21 protein-coding genes and 1 pseudogene are annotated in these 18,993 nt (G+C 37.1%); 16 read left to right on the top strand and 6 right to left on the bottom strand.

Translation table 11 applies throughout. The annotated features are described in order from the left end of the window. The first annotated feature begins 124 nt into the window (after positions 1–124). The 5 genes from F4694_RS19155 to F4694_RS19135 all read left to right on the top strand — a co-directional run bounded on the left by F4694_RS19155 (position 125) and on the right by F4694_RS19135 (position 4,410). Complete coding sequence (locus tag F4694_RS19155; protein ID WP_308806386.1) at positions 125–1,666, top strand: spore germination protein; 1,542 nt, start codon at positions 125–127, stop codon at positions 1,664–1,666. A 6-nt stretch (positions 1,667–1,672) separates the two neighbouring features. Next, positions 1,673–2,782 carry a GerAB/ArcD/ProY family transporter gene (locus F4694_RS19150; protein WP_179600878.1) on the top strand — a complete coding sequence of 370 codons (1,110 nt, stop codon included), beginning with the start codon at positions 1,673–1,675 and terminating at the stop codon, positions 2,780–2,782. After that, positions 2,757–4,004 (top strand): Ger(x)C family spore germination protein, encoded by a 1,248-nt coding sequence (locus F4694_RS19145; protein WP_179600876.1) that lies wholly within the window; start codon positions 2,757–2,759, stop codon positions 4,002–4,004. The genes F4694_RS19150 and F4694_RS19145 overlap by 26 nt, the downstream gene beginning before the upstream one ends. Positions 4,005–4,007: 3 nt before the next feature. Further along, positions 4,008–4,163: a hypothetical protein gene (locus tag F4694_RS19140; RefSeq protein ID WP_179600874.1), complete on the top strand. Its 156-nt coding sequence runs from the start codon at positions 4,008–4,010 to the stop codon at positions 4,161–4,163. A gap of 70 nt (positions 4,164–4,233) precedes the next feature. Continuing rightward, positions 4,234–4,410, top strand: coding sequence for a DUF2187 family protein (locus F4694_RS19135; protein WP_179600872.1), 177 nt, complete (start codon positions 4,234–4,236; stop codon positions 4,408–4,410). Between the two features lie 67 nt (positions 4,411–4,477). Here the strand turns inward: F4694_RS19135 and F4694_RS19130 are convergent, their stop codons facing one another. Then, entirely contained in the window at positions 4,478–4,669 is a 192-nt protein-coding gene (locus F4694_RS19130; protein ID WP_179600870.1) for a hypothetical protein, read from the bottom strand. Positions 4,670–4,833: 164 nt separating this feature from the next. On the opposite strand from F4694_RS19130, the gene F4694_RS19125 reads away from it, so the two are divergent. The 5 genes from F4694_RS19125 (at position 4,834) to F4694_RS19105 (ending at position 8,390) form a co-directional block, all read left to right on the top strand. Next, on the top strand, positions 4,834–4,989 hold the full coding sequence (locus F4694_RS19125) for a hypothetical protein (RefSeq protein ID WP_179600868.1): 156 nt from the start codon (positions 4,834–4,836) through the stop codon (positions 4,987–4,989). A 222-nt stretch (positions 4,990–5,211) separates the two neighbouring features. After that, complete coding sequence (locus F4694_RS19120) at positions 5,212–6,327, top strand: cysteine desulfurase family protein (protein WP_179600866.1); 1,116 nt, start codon at positions 5,212–5,214, stop codon at positions 6,325–6,327. A 255-nt stretch (positions 6,328–6,582) separates the two neighbouring features. Further along, positions 6,583–7,146 carry a hypothetical protein gene (locus tag F4694_RS19115; protein ID WP_179600864.1) on the top strand — a complete coding sequence of 188 codons (564 nt, stop codon included), beginning with the start codon at positions 6,583–6,585 and terminating at the stop codon, positions 7,144–7,146. 125 nt (positions 7,147–7,271) lie between these two features. Further along, entirely contained in the window at positions 7,272–7,706 is a 435-nt protein-coding gene (locus F4694_RS19110) for a CBS domain-containing protein (protein WP_179600862.1), read from the top strand. Positions 7,707–7,877: 171 nt separating this feature from the next. Then, the gene (locus tag F4694_RS19105) at positions 7,878–8,390 is read left to right on the top strand and encodes a CBO0543 family protein (RefSeq protein ID WP_179600860.1); all 513 of its coding nucleotides are present in this window, start codon (positions 7,878–7,880) and stop codon (positions 8,388–8,390) included. A gap of 70 nt (positions 8,391–8,460) precedes the next feature. Here the strand turns inward: F4694_RS19105 and F4694_RS19100 are convergent, their stop codons facing one another. Both F4694_RS19100 and F4694_RS19095 read right to left on the bottom strand, forming a co-directional pair. Beyond that, positions 8,461–8,766, bottom strand: coding sequence for a monooxygenase (locus F4694_RS19100; protein WP_179600858.1), 306 nt, complete (start codon positions 8,764–8,766; stop codon positions 8,461–8,463). Positions 8,767–8,780: 14 nt separating this feature from the next. Further along, entirely contained in the window at positions 8,781–9,698 is a 918-nt protein-coding gene (locus tag F4694_RS19095; RefSeq protein ID WP_374757437.1) for a DsbA family protein, read from the bottom strand. A 154-nt stretch (positions 9,699–9,852) separates the two neighbouring features. Here F4694_RS19095 and F4694_RS19090 point away from each other — a divergent pair, with 154 nt between their 5' ends. Both F4694_RS19090 and F4694_RS19085 read left to right on the top strand, forming a co-directional pair. Further along, positions 9,853–10,416: a TetR/AcrR family transcriptional regulator gene (locus F4694_RS19090; RefSeq protein ID WP_179600854.1), complete on the top strand. Its 564-nt coding sequence runs from the start codon at positions 9,853–9,855 to the stop codon at positions 10,414–10,416. Positions 10,417–11,086: 670 nt separating this feature from the next. Continuing rightward, positions 11,087–12,148: an LLM class flavin-dependent oxidoreductase gene (locus F4694_RS19085; RefSeq protein WP_179600852.1), complete on the top strand. Its 1,062-nt coding sequence runs from the start codon at positions 11,087–11,089 to the stop codon at positions 12,146–12,148. A 173-nt stretch (positions 12,149–12,321) separates the two neighbouring features. Here the strand turns inward: F4694_RS19085 and F4694_RS19080 are convergent, their stop codons facing one another. After that, complete coding sequence (locus F4694_RS19080) at positions 12,322–13,077, bottom strand: SDR family oxidoreductase (protein WP_257029308.1); 756 nt, start codon at positions 13,075–13,077, stop codon at positions 12,322–12,324. A 381-nt stretch (positions 13,078–13,458) separates the two neighbouring features. Here F4694_RS19080 and F4694_RS19075 point away from each other — a divergent pair, with 381 nt between their 5' ends. Continuing rightward, positions 13,459–14,016 carry a cysteine hydrolase family protein gene (locus tag F4694_RS19075; protein ID WP_179600850.1) on the top strand — a complete coding sequence of 186 codons (558 nt, stop codon included), beginning with the start codon at positions 13,459–13,461 and terminating at the stop codon, positions 14,014–14,016. Between the two features lie 93 nt (positions 14,017–14,109). Here the strand turns inward: F4694_RS19075 and F4694_RS19070 are convergent. Both F4694_RS19070 and pdxR read right to left on the bottom strand, forming a co-directional pair. Further along, positions 14,110–14,322, bottom strand: a pseudogene (locus tag F4694_RS19070) (helix-turn-helix domain-containing protein); the annotation flags it as partial. A gap of 119 nt (positions 14,323–14,441) precedes the next feature. Then, on the bottom strand, positions 14,442–15,920 hold the full coding sequence (gene pdxR, locus F4694_RS19065) for a MocR-like pyridoxine biosynthesis transcription factor PdxR (RefSeq protein WP_179600848.1): 1,479 nt from the start codon (positions 15,918–15,920) through the stop codon (positions 14,442–14,444). Positions 15,921–16,027: 107 nt separating this feature from the next. Between pdxR and F4694_RS19060 the strand changes: the two genes are divergently transcribed. The 3 genes from F4694_RS19060 to F4694_RS19050 all read left to right on the top strand — a co-directional run bounded on the left by F4694_RS19060 (position 16,028) and on the right by F4694_RS19050 (position 18,990). Continuing rightward, the gene (locus tag F4694_RS19060; RefSeq protein ID WP_179600846.1) at positions 16,028–16,810 is read left to right on the top strand and encodes a PhzF family phenazine biosynthesis protein; all 783 of its coding nucleotides are present in this window, start codon (positions 16,028–16,030) and stop codon (positions 16,808–16,810) included. Positions 16,811–16,889: 79 nt separating this feature from the next. Then, positions 16,890–18,164, top strand: coding sequence for an MFS transporter (locus F4694_RS19055; RefSeq protein WP_179600844.1), 1,275 nt, complete (start codon positions 16,890–16,892; stop codon positions 18,162–18,164). A 151-nt stretch (positions 18,165–18,315) separates the two neighbouring features. Next, positions 18,316–18,990 (top strand): DUF418 domain-containing protein, encoded by a 675-nt coding sequence (locus F4694_RS19050; protein ID WP_179600842.1) that lies wholly within the window; start codon positions 18,316–18,318, stop codon positions 18,988–18,990. Positions 18,991–18,993: the final 3 nt, after the last annotated feature.

Here is an 18,993-nt window from a genome sequence, read left to right as displayed (position 1 = left end):
TACCATCTTTTTCGTGTTGCGAAATATAAAATTGCATTTGAACTTCATTTTATTTTTAGTAGACCAATTCATACATAAAACGCCTTTAGATGGAAAACGATATAAAAACTGGGAGGGGTTTATTGTGAAGAAAAAAATTCCTAAATTGTTGATGAAAAGTCTCAACACTGAACCTGAATTTAACGAAGAATCCAATATAGAGGACATTGAAATAAAAAAACAAGACATAAGTACTGATATTGAGAAAAACTTAGAGACATTTAAGAAGATATTTACAGTACCGGATAATGCAGATGTCAAATTACGAGAATTTACGATACAACAGCTTAACCGTAAGGCATTTCTCCTTTATATCAGTACAATGGCAGATTTAAATAATATTATGGCAGGCATAGAAGGGCCATTGATTGATAGCGAGCACCCTGGATCAAAAATCAAAGATATCGTTTCCTACCCAATTGAAAAAACATCTACCAATATTGGCGATATAACGGAATTTATTGCGGCAGGGGTCACGGCCCTTTTTGTCGATGGCGATCCTGATTGCTATTTATTTGAAACGACAAAAATTCGCGGCCGGTCGATTGAAAAGTCTGAAAATGAGGTCATTGTAAAAGGGGCAAAAGAGGCCTTTAATGAAAAGGTCATTGACAATATAGCTTTAATCCGGAAAAAAATTAAAAATGAAAACCTTATCGTTAAAACGCAGACCATTTCAAAACGATCGAGAAATACTGTATTTCTTGTTTATCAAAAGGACCTTGTAAATGAGGAGCTGCTTCAAAATGTAAAAGAAAGGCTAAAATCATTTGATACTGATAGTACGATTGATTTAAGCATCTTAGAGCAATATCTAGAGGAACGTCCTAGATCCTTATTTCCCACAATCGTATATACAGAACGTCCTGACCGCGCTGCCGCTTTTATTGAAGAAGGTCATATTATTTTACTGATGGAAAATTCACCAAGCTGTTTAATCCTGCCTGCTACCTTTTGGGCGATGTTTCATTCACCGGAAGATCATTACTTACGGGTCCCATACGGTAATTTCATAAGAATATTACGGTTCTTAGCTCTTTTTGTTGCTGTTTTTACCTCCCCAATCTATCTTGCGATTACGAACTTTCATGTAGGTATGATTCCTCCGGATTTATTGATGGCGATTGCAGGAACAAGGGAAAGGGTACCTTTTCCATCAATTATTGAAGTGTTGATGATGGAACTTGCCTTTGAGCTAATACGTGAAGCAGGATTACGTGTACCATCCCCGATTGGTCCAACGATTGGGATTGTGGGTGCCTTAATCTTAGGTCAAGCAGCTGTTCAAGCGAATATCATAAGTCCAATCGTCATTATCGTTATTGCCTTAAGCGGGTTAAGCTCTTTTATTATCATTGACATAAGTATGAATTTTGCCATTCGGATTACCCGTTTTTTATTTATTTTCACAGCCGGATTCATGGGAATATATGGCGTCACCGCTTTATTTATTGGAGGACTCTTTTATTTAGTATCATTGAAATCATTTGGCACATCTTATTTTGCACCAATGACACCACATTCCTTTTCATCAAAGGACCTGCTGATACGCCATATTCCAATAAAGGAAAGGTTCCGGCCCGGATATTTAAAACCAAGGGATATGGTTAAACAAAGAAAGGGATAAAACGATATGAAACAGCAATCTGCAAAAATTGGCGTTCGTGAATATGTTTCCATCGCAGTTTTAATGGTTGGGACGAAAGCTACTGAGGATACTCCGGCCAATCTGTACAGTCATGTACAAAATGCAGCATGGATGATTCCGCTTCTATCAGCGGGATTCTTTTTTATTCCTCTTTATTTATTAATAAAAACAATGTCATTGTATGAAGGAAAGGATTTATTTTCCGTCATTAAAAAAATACTCGGAAAATACCTAGGTTTTATGGTTTGCCTTGTGATTTTTATCATCAATTCATTTGCTGTTTCGTTTGATACCAGAACGTATACCAATATCATTCGATCATTTTACTTTACGACAACACCTACTCTCATCATCTACGCCATTTTAATGTTTATTTGTGCATATGGCGCAAAGAAAGGACTTCAACACATTGGGTCGGTGTCTTATCTAATTGTGTTCTATGCAGTAGTATCTTTGTATGTGGCCTTATGGCTAGGTACAAAGCATGCCAATATTAATTCGATGTTTCCCCTTTGGGGCTCTGGAGCATTTGTGCTGGTGAAGGAAGGAGCACAAAAGGTCACAATCTTTGCCGATTTTTTTCTATTGACCATGGTTTTACCATATCTCAAATCAAACAAAGCATTCAAAAAAGGAACTTGGTTTTCCTATATATATATTTGCATTCAAATTAGTATGTCGATTCTTATTTTTGTCTGCATGTTTGACGAATCCTTAGGGGGAACTGCCTACCCTTTCCACACATTGATTCGTTATATTTCACTAGGCCAATACATTCCGAATGTTGAAATTATTTTTTTCATCATCTGGATCATGGCGGCATTTATTCGTTTTACCGCATTTTTATACATAAATGCGCTTATGTTTGGTAATCTTTTTAAAATTAAAGACTTTGAGTACCTAATCCCATCACTGGCGACGATTTATTTGATGCTAGGCTTTATTCCTGAAGCGCCGATTAATGTCAGTCTGCAATTTAAACCTATCATATGGAGTACGGTAGGTCCTATGTTCGCTGGAATTTCAATACTTTTATGGCTAGTTGCGTTAATAAGGGGAGAATTTAAACATGCAAAAAACAAAAACACTATGTAGATTATTGTTGTTTTTCCTCATGGTTTGCTTATTATCAGGGTGTTGGGATCGGGAAGAACTAGAGGATAAAGCCTATGTCATCGGACTAGGACTTGATCGTTCTAAAGATAAAGATAAAATTAAAATTACAATGTTACTTGCTAACCCTGAAGTGGGAAGTATGCAAGGGGGCGGAGGTTCAACAGAGAAACCGCGGGAAATCATTACATTTGATGCAAATGATTTCATCGCAGCAAAAGCAACTGCAAATTCAATCATTTCTCGGAATATTAGCTACGAACTATTAAGAATATTTGTGGTTTCCGAAGAATTTGCTAGAGATTCAAGTTTTTCTACTGCATTTACTGATGTTTTAAAAGATAAAGAAATCCGCCTAAATAGTTATATCGCCGTTTCTAAAGAAAAGGCGTCACAGTATTTTATGAATAATAAACCTAGAATGGAAACAAGGCCGCATAAATATTTTCAATTTATGGTCAGTCACGGAATTGAAAATGGGCTCATTCCTGATTCTAACCTATTCCGATATTTCCAAACGGCGGAAAGAGGAAGCGATCTCTTTTTGGCCATGTATACAACTGCTAAAAGGCAAAAAGATCCTGAAATAAAAAGGGAGGATGAATATACGGCAGGGGAACTAAATGCAACGGGTGAACTGGATGACACACAATTTATTGGATCAGCTGTTTTTAAGAGTGGTGTAATGTTTGCTACACTAACCGGTCAAGAAACCCGTACAATCAATATTCTAGATGATACTACCGATATAAAAGATATATTAGTGAATATTCCAGATCCTTTTTCCGATAATAAGAAGCAATTCGCTGCAAGAATTATGAAAACGGAAAACAATAAAATCAAAATGAACTTGAAGGGAATCACACCCAAGATTTTCATCACCATTCCTTTACAAATAGAGATTATGTCTAATCCTAGCATGGTCAACTTTGCGAAGCAAAAAAACCAACACATCATCAAAAAACATATCGCTAATCATTTTGAAAAAGGAAATATAAAACTTTTAAAGAAGACACAGACAGAATTGAAAGGAATTCCATATCCTTTGCCTGTATATTCAAAAAAATACTTTGCAACCATACAAGAATATAAAAAATTCAATTGGGTGAAAGCTTACCCGCGTGCTGACATCCATGTAAAAGTGGATATTAAAATGGTTGACTATGGAAATCGAACAAGAAATGCTAAAAGGTTGGGGGAGTAACGGGTGCAATTATTTACAATCGGTACTCTAGTCGCGATTACAATCTATACCTTTGGGTTTGGTGTTACTCTATGGAAGGAAAAACAAAAGGTAAGTGCACTAGCTGTATTTTTTCTAACACTTGCTATCCTCGTTCTTCCTTTTTTCACTATTTTTTAATCATCCCTTTGATGGAGAACACTAGTATTTTAATTGTAATTTTTGGAAAATATATAGGCGAGGTGATAGAATGGCTAATGCAAAAGTTGGCGATAAGATTTCCTTTAAACGTGATGGGAATTCTTTAGAAGGTGTAGTTACGGGAGTAAGGGAAAATTCCGTTATGGTTCAATACGGTATGTCAAAGGATAAGGATGAACCTCTGATCACGATTGTCAATCATAAAAATTACAAAATTACAAAATAAATGAGCACCTAAACGTAAAAGATACCCAAGAAAAAATCCCTTTAATTCAAAGGGATTTTTTCCTTGCTTAATCTTGATTGCGCTGGCCCTTTTCATTTCGGTTACCAGTTAAATTATCTGTAGCGTTTTTCGCCGCGTCAACAGCATTCATTGCTACGTTTTCTGTTGTTTCTAATGCACTATGAACTGCATGGAAAGCAGCACCCGCTGTTTCTTTAATGCCATCAGCGACGCCTTTATTATTTTGTTTATTTGCCATGATGATTCACCTCCTAAACAGAAATAGGTTATGTAATAATGGCTGAACTATTCAGTTGGATTTACCGTACAGAAAAAATTTTTCCATATAACTCTTTCATCATTAAGGGAATAGTAAGAGTGACACTTCGTTGAACCATGAACAACCATTTAGGAGGAACCTGTATGGAAGAAACTAAAAAGATGGAAAAGCTGCTTCGTGATTATGGATACCCTGAAGCAGCGATTCCAAGATTAATCCGTGAAATTAGTTCAATGAACTACGATAGAGTGAGAAAGCTGATCCTGCCATACAACGATATAACAGCGGGAAAATCATAAGTTCTAATTGTGAAACCATAATTTAATTATGTAAACCTAAATGTACAAACAAAGAATTCATCCAAAACCGTTGAAACAAAGTCCATTTCAGAAAGTACTCCGTACAAGCTGTAAATGGACCTGTTATTATTTAGAACCAAATTAGAACTATCAAACCATTTTTTTTAGTAGAATAAGATATAACTAGATATAAGCTTATCAGCGGAAGGAATGGTTTTTCAGATGCAAAAAATTTATTTAGATTACAACGCTAGTACACCATTGGCACCTGAAGTAGTTGACGCGATGCAGCCACTGCTTAATGATTATTACGGGAATCCTTCAGCACTGCATTGGGCGGGAAAACCTGTGAAAGCACTATTACATAAAGCGAGAGAACAAGTTGCGCACCTTATAAACGGTTCTCCTGGAGAAATAATCTTTACTTCGGGTGGAAGTGAAGCCAATAACCTTGCACTTAAAGGCTTTTATTTTAAAAACGTTCATAAAGGGAACCACATTATAACCTCAAAAATTGAACACCCTGCAATCATAAATCCTTGTAAGTTCCTTGAAAAAATTGGAGCGCGGATAACATACGTCGGTGTGGATCAATACGGCAGGGTTTCACCTGAAGAAGTTGAAAAGGCGATTACAAAAGAAACCATCTTAATTACGATTATGCATTCCAATAATGAAACAGGCACCCTGCAGCCTATTAATGAAATTGGGAAGATAGCAGATAAGCATGGAATTGCTTTTCATACGGATGCTTCGCAATCCGTGGGGAAAGTTCCAGTGGATGTGAATGAGTTAAAAGTGGATATGCTAACGATTGCTGGTCATAAACTGTATGCTCCAAAGGGGATTGGAGCTTTGTTCGTTCGCGGCTGCATTGAGCTTGAACCGCTGATTCATGGTGCTGGACATGAACGCGGACTTCGTGCAGGAACTGAAAATACCTTATTGGCGGTCGGATTAGGGAAGGCATGTGAAATCGCAGGTTCTCAATTAGGTACCAATAAGCAAAAGGAGTTGACTGATTATTTTTGGCAGCAATTAAAAGCTGCGTTTGGCGATCAGGTTGTGCTAAATGGACATGAAGAGGAACGATTACCGAATACCCTAAATGTCAGTTTTGTTAGAAGGATTGGGCAGGATTTATTGGATGCAGTCCCTCAGCTTGCTGCCTCTACAGGTTCCGCCTGTCATGCCGGCAGTATTGAATTATCACCAGTGCTTAAGGAAATGAACGTACCTGAAGAGGTCGGAATGGGTGCGATTCGTTTTAGTTTAGGCAGATATACCACAAAGGATGAAATAGATATTGTCTTAAAAGCGTTAAAAGAAATTTTGTAACCAACCATACAGCATGAGCAGGCATCATAAATTTATATAAAATTCATTAAAATCATAAAATATCTTCATAAATAGTTCTTTTGGTTATTCCAAATAATAATTTATAACTTGTCATGAAAGAGGGCTATTTATGAAGAAACTATTTCTACTATCTCTAATTGGTATATTGTTTCTCACCGCATTTTCTAAGCCCAACGAAGTGGTTACCTTTTTGCGATCGACTGCAAAAGGTCTGCCAGAAATACAAAGGTCCCCGTGCTTCTGCCGACTTATTGGAAAGAACAATCGAAAAAGCCAAAGAAGCATACCGCTGTAAAAGTAAAAGCCTATGAAAATGGCTATGTTATATATTTTTTATCGATGGATAAGCATTATCGGGCAAATGATCCAGCATTATTTCATCCGCGAGAGTCAAGTAAAATCGGAGAACTATCTGGTAATGTTGGCACTATGACTCCTGGCGTGCGACCGAGTGATTTTGTTTTTTATAAAAAGAAAGATGGCGTTACGTTATGGATTCAACCGTGGATAAGATCGATCATCTATGCCAAGCGGGGACCTTGGATCATGCATTTTGATGGGGATAAAGGGGATGAGCCATACCAACAGGCAGATGAGTTGTTTAAAGCGATGAAGAAAGCAGATTGGCTAAAAAGCAAAGTGATTCACGATGGGCATATCACGATTCAAGGCACAAGACGCGAAGCATACACTAGCATTTCTTGGGAGACAAGTGATGGATTTGTTTATCACTTTTCTTATAAAGGTCCGATTAAAGAAGCAGTAAAAATTGTCGATCGTCTAAAATATGTTAGATGATAAGAAAGGTATTTGTAATCATCGTCTGCTATATTTGAAGAGATTTCGTTTTATAAAATTTACCATAAATAATATCGCCAATGTTCCTCATCCTATAAAGGATAAATATAATTGGAGGTACTTACATGGCGCAATTAAGAGATATCATGACATCAAATGTTGTTACAGTTAACGCAACACAGACGGTACAGGAAGCTGCCGCATTAATGAGCGAATATAATATCGGGGCTATTCCAGTAGTAAATAACAACAGAGAAATAGTTGGAATTGTAACCGACCGTGATATTACCCTTCGAACGACTGCACAGGGAGAAAATCCACAAACACCAGTATCTGAAGTCATGACAGCACAGAAAATCGTACAAGGTACACCTGATATGGATGTGCATCAAGCAGCAGATTTAATGGCACAGCAGCAAATTCGCCGATTACCGGTAACCGAAAATGGACAAATAGTAGGAATGGTTGCTCTAGGTGATTTAGCAGTACAAAATATATATGCAAACGAGGCAGAACAAGCATTACAAAGTATCTCAACTCCTTCTGCACCTCAACAATAAGGGTTTATTCAACTGAAATGGTTAATTGCATATAAAAATGAAAAAATACGAATAACAAAAAGCCCTTCAGGTTTAGAAGGGCTTTTGTGTTATTGGATATACTTATGACAAGAGACAGGGGTTTAAGATTTACTATTATTGGAAAACTACCTGTAAGGTAGGTGTTCGGTTATGGTAGCAATCGTTCTCTCTATATCATGGATAATTGCGGCCATGAAATTTGGAGATCGTGATTGGAGTAAATATTATCCCTCTATGTTATTTGCTGCACTAGGGAATGCACTGTATGAAATCCTTTGTTATAAATATCAACTGTGGAGGATGGAACCGAATGGGGTAGTTTACTCCATAATCCCAATGTTGCTGCTTATATTAGTTGGAATGCCATTATCAACATGGGTATTTTTATCGAAATACCCATATAAATCAAATATATATAAAAAGGGCATTTATGTTTCATTTTTCGTTATAGTATTTATTGTGTTAGAATATATATCTGTAAAATTGGGCGCAATTTCTTATCATTATGGATGGAATCTCGGATGGTCGCTATTATTTGTGATAGTCATGTTTATTGTCATTAGAATACATTTTACAAGACCTATTCTAGCACTACTCATTTCAATTCCTTTTACCCTGTTATTATGCATGATATTCGAAGTAACGTTAGATAAAATGAAATAAAGAAAACAATCAGAAATGAACAAAAGCAACTTAAATAGAGTAGTTGCTTTTGTTCACACTAGTCGATGATTTATTTTACTGGGCTGTTCGTGATTTCAGTAAGTTTAGAATTGATCGCAAGGATTTTTGCGTTGACATCTGTTATCCCAAAACCAGCCAATCTTTTTGTGTGCATATCTAAGTATTTTTCAGCAGTTTCTTTTGTTTTAAAAATATAAATGCCGCCTGCTAGGTTTGTTTCAGGACTCTCCGTCCAAATTTTCCACATGAATCCTTCTTCTTCATTAATACTATGTGCTAAACCAGAAAACTCCGCAGCCATTACATCTCCGAATGGTCCATTCATTGTAAAATCTACCTGTAATACGTATGCCATAAGTCAGTCTCCTTTTATTTTGTAAAATAAGATTCGCCTAGAATTTCTTTCTTATGATATCGATCTTGTGAGAGTTCTTGTTCAACAAAAGCGTTAATATCCGATTGTTCAAGATCGTACATGACTTCAATTTCTTTTGAAAATAATAGTTTTTCTTTTTCAAGTAAACTAGAAAGAGAAGGTAGTGGTTTTGGCTGGAGTTCTTCCAGGTTTAGAACCTGCTTTAATCCATCGACATAAGATTCAAATGGGCGTCCGCCAGCCATTTTTACCCCTTTATTTTCCTGATTGATCATAACAATCGTTGGAAATCCTCTAACACCTAGGTTTCTTGCAAGACCGAAATCTTCATTTAATAATTGTTGTCCTGCAGGCTGTTCCGCTTCTTTGACAATCGCTTCTCCATCAAGACCGAGTTTATTTACAATTTCAATCATTACGGATGGATCCGAAATATTTTGGTTAAATGCGAATAGGGCTTCTCTAGCACGTCGTAAATATTCATAAGCTAGTGCATCGTTATGATTTTTTTGAATCACTTTATATACACGGGATGGCGGGAAGGATGATTGAACGGGATTGTCAATCATGAGTGATCCATCAATGGGCATGCGGGAATGTACTCCAACTTCCCTCCAGTGAGGGGCAACGTCAGCAGGACCATAAATGCCGTTAGCAGGATCCACAGGGCCGTCACCCCATTTCTCTAGTAATCCACCCATAACCGGAAGAAAATTAAAGTAGTGTCCATACTGCTCTTTGAAACGGCGTAAAACGGGCTCAATTGCCCAGCAATGGGAGCAAATGGGGTCCGTTACATAATAAACTTCAATCGATTTTTTTGGTTGATTAAAATCTACAATTTCCATTACTTCCTCTCCACCTGTTCCACAAACACCTGTCTCTAAGTCACAAATCATATTATTGTTCATCAATTGATATTCACTCCTTTTAAAGTTCTTTGTATTTGCTTTATAAATGCATTTTAGTAAATAATGAAAGTGACCAATACCGATAGTTCAATCGATATGTCGTATATACAACACATTGAACAAATTGTCGCAAAAAGCAGAGGTGACACCAAAAATGACTCAATCAAAGACGGATCCGCGCGTTCTGCGTACTCGGAGATTAATTATGGATTCTTTCATTGAACTTTCCGCTAAAAAAGAATTTAAGGATATTACGATAAAGGATATAACAACAGAGGCAATGATTAATCGTGCCACTTTTTATTATCATTTTGAAGATATCTATGATTTATTAGAGAAGGCATTATCAGAGGTTTTGTTAGTGAATTTAAATGAAGATGTCTACAAGACTGACAAATTAAATGAAGAAGCGTTCATTCGTATTTTCACAGCGATCACAAATTTTCAAAAGTCATTATCCAATCGTTGTCACAGAGGATACGAAGATACCATTGCCCGAATCATTAGGGAACAGCTCGAAATCATTTTTTACAAAATGTTAGTAAAACAATCCACAACGGAAGATAAGGAAGCATCAAAAATTAATGCTGTCATCTTAAGTTGGGGGATTTACGGAGCTTCTGTAGAATGGAAACGAAAGGGTATGACTATACCGCCTGAAAATTTTTTTAAACCATCCATTCCTTATTTACTGTCTGGGATTGATTATGGCTCTTAAAACTAATAAGTACATTTGTGTTGTAAATAGAAAGTTGAATCTTATTACCACAATACTAATCATAAAGACCTAAATAGTATTTTTAAATAATAGTTAGAAAGCAGACCAGTAATTCATACTGTATCTGCTTTCTTTTTTTGTAGTTTAACAGGATTGTTAAAAAACTATAGTGTCAATAGAGCCCGAAATGAAAGGGGGGTGGGAAAATGGTCCTCATGAAGTGTCCATGAAGCCCGAAATGAAAGGAATTGCGAGAAAATGGTCCTCATGAAGTGTTCATGAAGCCTGAAATGAAAGGAATTTCGGGGAAATGGTCCTCATGAAGTGTTCATGAAGCCTGAAATGAAAGGAATTTCGGGAAAATGGTCCTCATGAAGTGTTCATGAAGCCTGAAATGAAAGGAATTTCGGGGAAATGGTCCTCATGAAGTGTTCATGAAGCCTGAAATGAAAAGGAATTTGAAAAGATGGTCCTCATGAATCATTCATGAAGCCCGAAATCTTAGGAACATGGGAAAATGTCCTCATAGTAGCAAGTTCATTGCCTAGCACGATACATAATCACTATGATACACTTCGAGTAGTGACAGTGGCACTATAGCGATTTTAGAATAAGGAATTAGACATTTACTAATTTGGCTATGGAACATTTATAAGTAGGAGGCAATTTTGTGGAAATAGGATTAAGTACGTTTGTAGAAACTACACCGGATGTTGAAACCGGTAAGGTTATTAGTCATTCACAACGGATACGTGAAGTGGTGGAGGAAATTGTCCTAGCAGATCAGGTTGGGCTGGATGTCTTTGGAGTAGGGGAACATCATCGCGAGGATTATGCAGCTTCATCACCTGCGGTCGTGTTAGCTGCCGCGGCAACACAAACAGAGCGAATTCGGTTAACAAGTGCGGTTACTGTTCTTTCATCTGATGATCCAGTAAGAGTTTTTCAGGATTTTGCGACACTTGACGCCATTTCAAATGGACGTGCCGAGATAATGGCCGGTCGTGGATCCTTCATCGAATCCTTCCCATTGTTCGGGTATGATTTAAAGGACTATGATCAGTTATTCGAAGAGAAGCTTGATCTGCTATTAAAAATAACAAAGTCTGAGAAGGTAACCTGGAAAGGTGAACACCGGCCATCCATAAATAATTTGGGTATTTATCCAAGACCGGTCCAGGATCCACTTCCAGTGTGGATTGGAAGCGGCGGTAATCAAGAGTCTGTTATTCGTGCGGGTTTGCTCGGGTTGCCACTTGTACTAGCCATCATTGGCGGAAGTCCACAGCATTTTGCACCGCTAGTTCAACTTTATAAGAAGGCAGCGGAACATGCTGGTCATGATGCTTCAAAGCTTCGAGTTGCATCGCATTCACATGGTTTTGTTGGAGAAAGTACAGAAGAAGCGGCGGCGAAGTTTTTCCCATCTACCCAACAGGCGATGAATAAATTAGGACGTGAGCGTGGATGGGGAAGATACGACCAAACGACTTTTGATGCGGCTCGCAGTTTACATGGAGCCTTGTATGTAGGGGATCCACAATTCGTGGCTGAAAAAATCATTAACCTTCGCAAGAATGTAGGAGTTACACGGTTTATGCTCCACTGCCCAGTCGGTACCATGCAGCATGAGGATGTAATGAGGTCCATCGAACTATTAGGAAAAGAAGTAGCACCGATTGTTCGTGAAGAAGTGGCAAAGTGGGAAAAGGAAAATGAATCGAAGCAGTAGAAAATTAACGATATCTTAGGGATTGGACCCGAAAAAAGGCAAAGGGCAATCGTTGGGTAACAATCACGGGTGGATTGTTACCCAATTTTAGAATGATACCTAGTTACGGGCACTATCCGAGGTTAATTGTGCCTGAAAAACTGGAATGAGCAATGACTCGGTAAAAATCATAATTATTTGTGTACCGCTCTATTTCTGAGATATTCTTCAAATGTTATCTTTCCTACTTTTTGATGTTTATTTGTATTTTTACCCTCTAATAAAGACTTATAAAGTTTTCCTGGAAAAGAGAGATTTACTACCTTATTCGATTCATTATTTACCTTTATTTTCAGTTCAGCCATTTCTCTTAATGTTAGTATTTCTGGTCCACCAAAGTCTTCTCTTATTCCTTTTGCACCCTCATCGATCATTTGAATTAAATAAGCTGCATATTCACCTACATCCACACTTTGAAATTTTATCTCTCCAGGCACAAGGTATCTTTTAAAAAGAGGTTTGGATAAAAATAAATTCTCTACAAAACTATGGAACTGAGCTGCACGGACTATTGTATGTGGAACAGAACTGTTTTTTAACAATTCTTCTGCTTGAAATTTATTCCGGTAATATTTCATTGGTATATCTTCTATGCCGACAATAGAAGGATAAATAAAATGTTTGATGTCTTTGCTCATATCCAATAACTTCTTGAGTCCTGAAACATCAATCATATCCGAATCTTTCCTTGGACTTGTAGCAGCATGAATAATGACATCTACAGCTTTTATGGCTTCCTCTAGACCTTTTCCCGTCATTAAATCACTATAAACCCACTCGAAAATTACGTTCGCCGGCTTTCTTCTTGATGTTAGTTTGACTTGAAAATCAGTATTTTTCAGTTGTTTTAACAAAGCTAAACCTAACTGCCCCGAAGCACCAGTAACCAATATCCGCAAGTACATCACTCCAATTACTCTCATATGCCATCGTATTCTAATATTCAAAACAGTTCGAAAATATTCTACGTAGCTAGGTCTAAAAGTTTGGAGTTTAATGGTAAAATTAACATAATGAAGACTGAGGGGAAGTAATGTTCTTGAAATTTGACGATGATAAATTATAGCTGATTGGAATTTTTGCCTTGGTAGCTATAGCGAGGTACTGGATTCATCGCACTTTGGCTAGCCCAAATTGTAGATTTATTAAGTGTCATAGTAAACAATTCACCTCCGAATTAAATGAAGGCTTTTATTTTAAAAAAAGGATAGTAGACTTGAATTGTAGAATTAAATATCAAGCTAAACATTATGTTGAGAGGGGTTTTGGCAGTGAATCAAGCTTTACTCGTAATTGATGCCCAGCAGGAATTAATTGAGGGAAATGAAAATGAGAGCAGTGTTTTTAGTAAAGAGGAACTCTTGAAAAATATTAACTTGGTCATTGAAAAGGCAAAGGAAGCGGAAGCATTAGTGGTTTTTGTTAGGGATAAAGATGTGGCTGGCGGTGAAGGAGAAGGGTTTCAAGTTCATCAAAAAATTAATATTCCTCCCACTTCCATGATTTTTGATAAAAAAGCCACCAACTCCTTTTATGGGACAGGTTTGCTAGATTACTTGAGAGATCATGAAATCGAACATCTTGTCATTATGGGATGTCAAACGGAATACTGTATTGATTCAGCAGTGAGAACCGCTACCATTAATGGTTTTGATGTAACATTAGCAGCAGATGGTCATTCTACAAGAGATTCATCCGTTCTAACTGCAGAACAAATCATAGGTCATCATAATAAAACATTGCATGGGCATTACAATGTCGACAACTTTGCAGTTGTTCGAAAAAGTGAAGAAGACTTGTTTCAACCCATTCATAATAATTACAGATAACTACCATTCTTGTTAACAATCAGAAAAAGGAAAAATAATGTTACTTTAAACTGAAACAAGGAGCAGTGTTCTAAAACGCTGCTCCTGTTTCATTCACACGTTTATCCTTTGGTCATAGGATTCTCTAAGGCGTTTTATATCCTCTATGGGTGGCAGACAAAATAGTCGGGAGTATTCACGGCTGAATTGTGATGGACTTTCATAACCTACCCGGAATGCAACATCAACGCCATCGGCTGTCTCAGTTAATAACAAATGCCGGGCTTGCTGCAGTCTTAGTTGTTTTTGGAACTGTATGGGGCTCATCTACTGATAACGTTATCGAAATGAGGGAAGACCATTTTGGTGAAGAACCAGATATATTTGAACGGAAATAACCCCATTTTCTTAAAATGGGGTATTTCTTATTTTATCTCAATTTCTATTTAAAAATGTGGAGAGCTATCTTGTTTAATTTTTGAGTCAATTGCTAATTGAAGGATGTTACAAATAGTTGTCACACCTTGTTCTAATTGTTGCTCATTCATATATGAGAAACTTATTCGTAAATGATGATTTTCTTGCTCTGTAGGGTAACAAGCAGACCCGGGTAAAAAAGTGATTTGTTCTTTTTTAGCTTCTATTAAGAGGTTATCCGTGTTAATCCAGGAAGGAAGAGTGAGCCATAGGTTTAATCCTCCTTTTGGTATGAACCAAGAAACTTCTTCAGGTGAATGTTGTGACAGAATCTCGAGAACAAGATCGCGCCTTATCTTTAAAGCTGTTCTTAATTTTTTTAGATGGTCCATCATTCTTTTTGAAGTAATAAATGGAATGATGGCTTTCTGTGTAAGTAAAGGACTCCCTAAGTCGGTGTTAGCCTTTGCTGCTAATAGACGTTTGAAGATAGAACCAGTAGCAGCTAATATTCCAATTCTACAACCGGGAGCTAGTATTTTGCTTAAACCTTTCAAGTAAATGACATGACCGTCCTTGTCCAGACTTATCATTGATGCAGGAGGCTTTCTTTCAAAATAGATTTCACTCCATGGATCATCCTCAATCACTAAACACTGCGTACTTTTAGCTATCTCAAGAATTTGTTTGCGGCGTTTTGTGGGCATTACAGCACCAGTTGGATTGTGAAACGTAGGGACTGTATAAATGATTTTTGGTTTATATTTATCACACAAATTCTGAAGTAAATCTACTCTCATTCCATCGTTGTCAACGGGAACGGTAAGAATGGTAGCACCTCTCCCACGAAACACATCAATAGCTCCAGGATAAGTGGGAGCTTCCATAACTACGACATCACCTGGTCCAACAAACGTACGAGCAATTAGGTCAATTCCTTGTTGTGACCCACTTGTAACTAAAATATTATCAGGGGAAGTTGGCACGTCCATCATTTGTAAGTACTCAACCATTACCTTCCTTAGTGCTTTATCACCTTGGATCTCTCCGTACTGTGAGAGAACTTTTGGGTTTTCAGAAAGCATCCTATGAATCTCTTGCTCTAAGTATCGATTAGGTAGAAGTCCAGGATCTAACATAGAAGATGAAAGATGAATTTTTTCAGGGACTTGATGAAAACGAGCAAATTGAGACCTTGGTAAATAATCTTGAACGGAAAGTTGCCAATCGTATGAACTGGTTCCTTTTTTTCTTTCTGTTTCTTCCTTTTTTGTCTTTCTAACAAACGTTCCTTTTCCTTGAACAGACGTGATAAATCCCTCTTTTTCTAGCTTTTGATAGGCCTTTACTACAGTAACTAAACTAACACCAAGCTGTTTAGAGAGTTCGCGTACAGAAGGTAATTGTAATTCTTCTTCTAAGAGATCGGAACGGATATGATCGAGGATTGCATGATATATTTGTTTCGTTATGGAAATGTCAGCATTACGTTGAATCTCAATGTACATGTGTTTCACCCCTTTTAAGTGTTATACATAGGTATTGAGTGTTATATATAAACAGATGTAAACTATCGATAAATTGTAAAATACATTATAACACTGGAGGGAATGAGATGAAATATTTTGTAGTTGATGCTTTTGCAGAAAAGGTTTTTGAAGGAAATCCAGCAGGTGTATGTATCTTGACTGATTGGATATCAGATGAACTCATGCAGAAAATAGCGATTGAGAATAATCTTTCGGAAACAGCTTTTGCTGTAAAAGAAGGAGGTCATTATCGACTGCGATGGTTTACACCTGGAGGAGAGATTAACCTTTGTGGGCACGCCACGTTAGCAACAGCATTTATCATTCTAAATTATTATGAAATGCAATTAGAGACTGTGAAGTTCAATACGATTAGTGGAGAGTTAACCGTTAATAAGCAAGGTGATTTATATGAATTGGATTTCCCTTCTGTTCCTTTAGATGAAATCTCCATTACTGAGCAAATGATCAGCGCTTTGGGAATTGTACCAAAAGAAACGTACTTAAATAGAGATCTTGTTTTCGTATTAGAATCCGAGGAAGAAGTGAGAAACCTAAGCCCTGACTTTGCCAAATTAGAAAAATTGCCAGAAGGATTGGGTGTTTGTATTACGGCGCAAGGAAAAGAATTTGATTTTGTCTCCCGAGGGTTTTTCCCTAAGTTAAAAGTAAATGAAGATCCCGTAACAGGTTCCTTACACTGTGGCTTAATTCCGTTTTGGGGAAATAGACTAGGAAAAAAGGAATTGGTGGCTAGACAATTATCTAGTAGAGGTGGAACGCTATATTGTAAACATGGGGATACACGAGTAAAGATGGCTGGAAGAGCAGTTTTATATTCTATAGCCGAATTAAATATTAGGGTTTAAGATAGAAAATAGTATATATAGCTGATTACCCAAAGAGAAAAGGCATATATTTTAATTTTAATAAATGAGGGGTGAAGGCTTGAAGCGTATTCATTATAGTTGGGTTATTTTATTTATTGCGTTTTTTTCTATAATAACAGCAGGTATCATACGTTCCTCATCAGGAGTCTTCATAGTCCCTTTTGAAACTGACTTCGGTTGGGAACGCTCAACAATTTCTTTTGCATTTGCGATTAGCCTTCTTCTATATGGAATTTCTGGCCCTTTCATGGCTGCTTTAATAGAGACGATGGGCCTAAAGAAAATGATGATGTTTGCAATGGCAACATTATTGGTCGGTATCCTGCTCACCTTTTTTATGGTAGAACCTTGGCAGTTAATTTTGATTTGGGGAATCATTATCGGTTTGGGTTCTGGTTTGTTTTTAACCGTGCTAAGCCCATATATTGCAAATCAATGGTTTGAAAAAAGAAGAGGACTTGCCCTAGGTATTTTAACAGCGAGTACAGCTACAGGACAATTAATTCTTCTCCCATTGCTAGCAATAATTGTCGAAACCCATTCTTGGAAATGGGCAATGGGCCTAATTCTTATCCTTAGCCTGATTATGCTGGCTATCATTCTATTATTTATGAAAAACTCACCTCGGGAAGTGGGGCTTCTTCCATATGGGCAAGAAGAGGCTTCAGCTATAAATAAGGTAGAACATAAGAAAAATCCAGTAACGATTGCCTTTCAAACTTTATTTGAAGCTATTAAAGTAAAGGAGTTTTGGTTACTAGCAGGGAGCTTTTTTATCTGTGGGCTTTCGACAAGTGGATTGATTGGTACTCACTTTATTTCCTATTGTATAGGCTTTGGTTTTACTGCTGTAACTGCAGCATCCATGCTCTCATTAATGGGGGTGTTTGATTTAATAGGAACAACTCTTTCTGGTTGGTTATCCGATCGGTTTGATAATCGATGGTTGTTGTTTTGGTATTACGGTTTAAGAGGAGCTTCACTTTTGTTTCTCCCATTTGCGTTTTCTGATGGTTCCTATATTTTTCTAATAATATTCTCTGTGTTTTACGGCTTAGATTGGATTGCTACTGTACCTCCAACTGTTAACATTTCTAGACAAATCTTTGGAATGGAGAAAAGTGTGGTGGTGTACGGATGGATTTTCGCAGCCCATCAATTAGGCTCAGCTGTAGCTGCAGGTGGAGCAGGAATAGTATACAAGATGTTCAACTCCTATTCATGGGCATTTGCTTTAGCAGGAATGTTTTGTTTATTAGCAAGTCTATTTGTAATAGTGATAAAAAAGCAACGTTTTGAAGTAAAGGAAAATGAATCTTATTTAGCTAAATAAGGTAAACTCACGAACTTACCTGTAAGATTCTGAAGTGGTTCGTATGTTTTATCAAAGTAGGGTTGTGAATAGGATTAGTTGTTTTTATGATATGTTTAAGGATAGATAGAGAATAAAGTAAATCTAAATATTCTATTATAAGGAAAAGTTTATGAAAACTACTTCATTTGTAAATAAAAGAAAATTAACACCAGACCTAATACGTGGTTTTATGTTATTGTTTATTGCTTTGGCACATGCAAATCAGTTTATATTTGCTAACGGAGAAATTACTATTACGGACCAGGTAACAGTATGCCTTCGGCAAGTTGTCATTGATGGACGTGCCTTCCCTTTATTTGCTATCCTTTTTGGATATGGGCTCCATCAAGTATTAAATGGCCAAGAGAGAAAAGGGAACAGTTGGAAGGATACTAAAAAAGTTTTTAGACGTAGAGGAGCATGGATGTTAGTGATAGGCTTTTTCCATGCAACTCTTTTTCTCGCGGATATTATCGGGGTCTATGGATTTATCGCTCTCCTATTTGCAGGTTTATTTCTTCGATTATCCAATCGGAATATAATTATTATAGCTGTGTTTTTTCTTATTTTGGTAGGAGTATTTGCTCCGTACATGCCAAGAGGTTTTGATGTATTAAATATGGAAGTCACGAATTCGGCTACGATTGCAGACCCTATTGAGGCCTCTATGACTCGAATGTTTGATTGGATGTTTTACACACCTGTACTGAGTTATCAAGTCATTCCCGGGGTGCTAATAGGTATTTTAGTGGCACGTTTTCAGGTAATAGATAACCCTTTGAGCCATAAGAAATTACTTATCTAAGTT

Origin of the sequence: Neobacillus driksii, from assembly GCF_013409995.1 — a bacterium.
In the GTDB taxonomy this organism is placed as follows: Bacteria; Bacillota; Bacilli; order Bacillales; family Cytobacillaceae; genus Neobacillus; species Neobacillus driksii.
The sequence above is the reverse complement of the archived record's forward strand: the minus strand, read 5'-3'. Positions and strand labels throughout refer to the sequence as shown.

Bases quoted from the DNA above. Each gene is read 5' to 3' on its own strand.
- F4694_RS19150 (WP_179600878.1), top strand. From the start codon at position 1,673: ATGAAACAGCAATCTGCAAAAATTGGCGTTCGTGAATATGTTTCCATC.
- F4694_RS19145 (WP_179600876.1), top strand. From the start codon at position 2,757: ATGCAAAAAACAAAAACACTATGTAGATTATTGTTGTTTTTCCTCATG.
- F4694_RS19135 (WP_179600872.1), top strand. From the start codon at position 4,234: ATGGCTAATGCAAAAGTTGGCGATAAGATTTCCTTTAAACGTGATGGG.
- F4694_RS19130 (WP_179600870.1), bottom strand. From the start codon at position 4,669: ATGGCAAATAAACAAAATAATAAAGGCGTCGCTGATGGCATTAAAGAA.
- F4694_RS19125 (WP_179600868.1), top strand. From the start codon at position 4,834: ATGGAAGAAACTAAAAAGATGGAAAAGCTGCTTCGTGATTATGGATAC.
- F4694_RS19120 (WP_179600866.1), top strand. From the start codon at position 5,212: ATGCAAAAAATTTATTTAGATTACAACGCTAGTACACCATTGGCACCT.
- F4694_RS19110 (WP_179600862.1), top strand. From the start codon at position 7,272: ATGGCGCAATTAAGAGATATCATGACATCAAATGTTGTTACAGTTAAC.
- F4694_RS19105 (WP_179600860.1), top strand. From the start codon at position 7,878: ATGGTAGCAATCGTTCTCTCTATATCATGGATAATTGCGGCCATGAAA.
- F4694_RS19100 (WP_179600858.1), bottom strand. From the start codon at position 8,766: ATGGCATACGTATTACAGGTAGATTTTACAATGAATGGACCATTCGGA.
- F4694_RS19095 (WP_374757437.1), bottom strand. From the start codon at position 9,698: ATGAACAATAATATGATTTGTGACTTAGAGACAGGTGTTTGTGGAACA.
- F4694_RS19090 (WP_179600854.1), top strand. From the start codon at position 9,853: ATGACTCAATCAAAGACGGATCCGCGCGTTCTGCGTACTCGGAGATTA.
- pdxR (WP_179600848.1), bottom strand. From the start codon at position 15,920: ATGTACATTGAGATTCAACGTAATGCTGACATTTCCATAACGAAACAA.
- F4694_RS19060 (WP_179600846.1), top strand. From the start codon at position 16,028: ATGAAATATTTTGTAGTTGATGCTTTTGCAGAAAAGGTTTTTGAAGGA.
- F4694_RS19050 (WP_179600842.1), top strand. From the start codon at position 18,316: ATGAAAACTACTTCATTTGTAAATAAAAGAAAATTAACACCAGACCTA.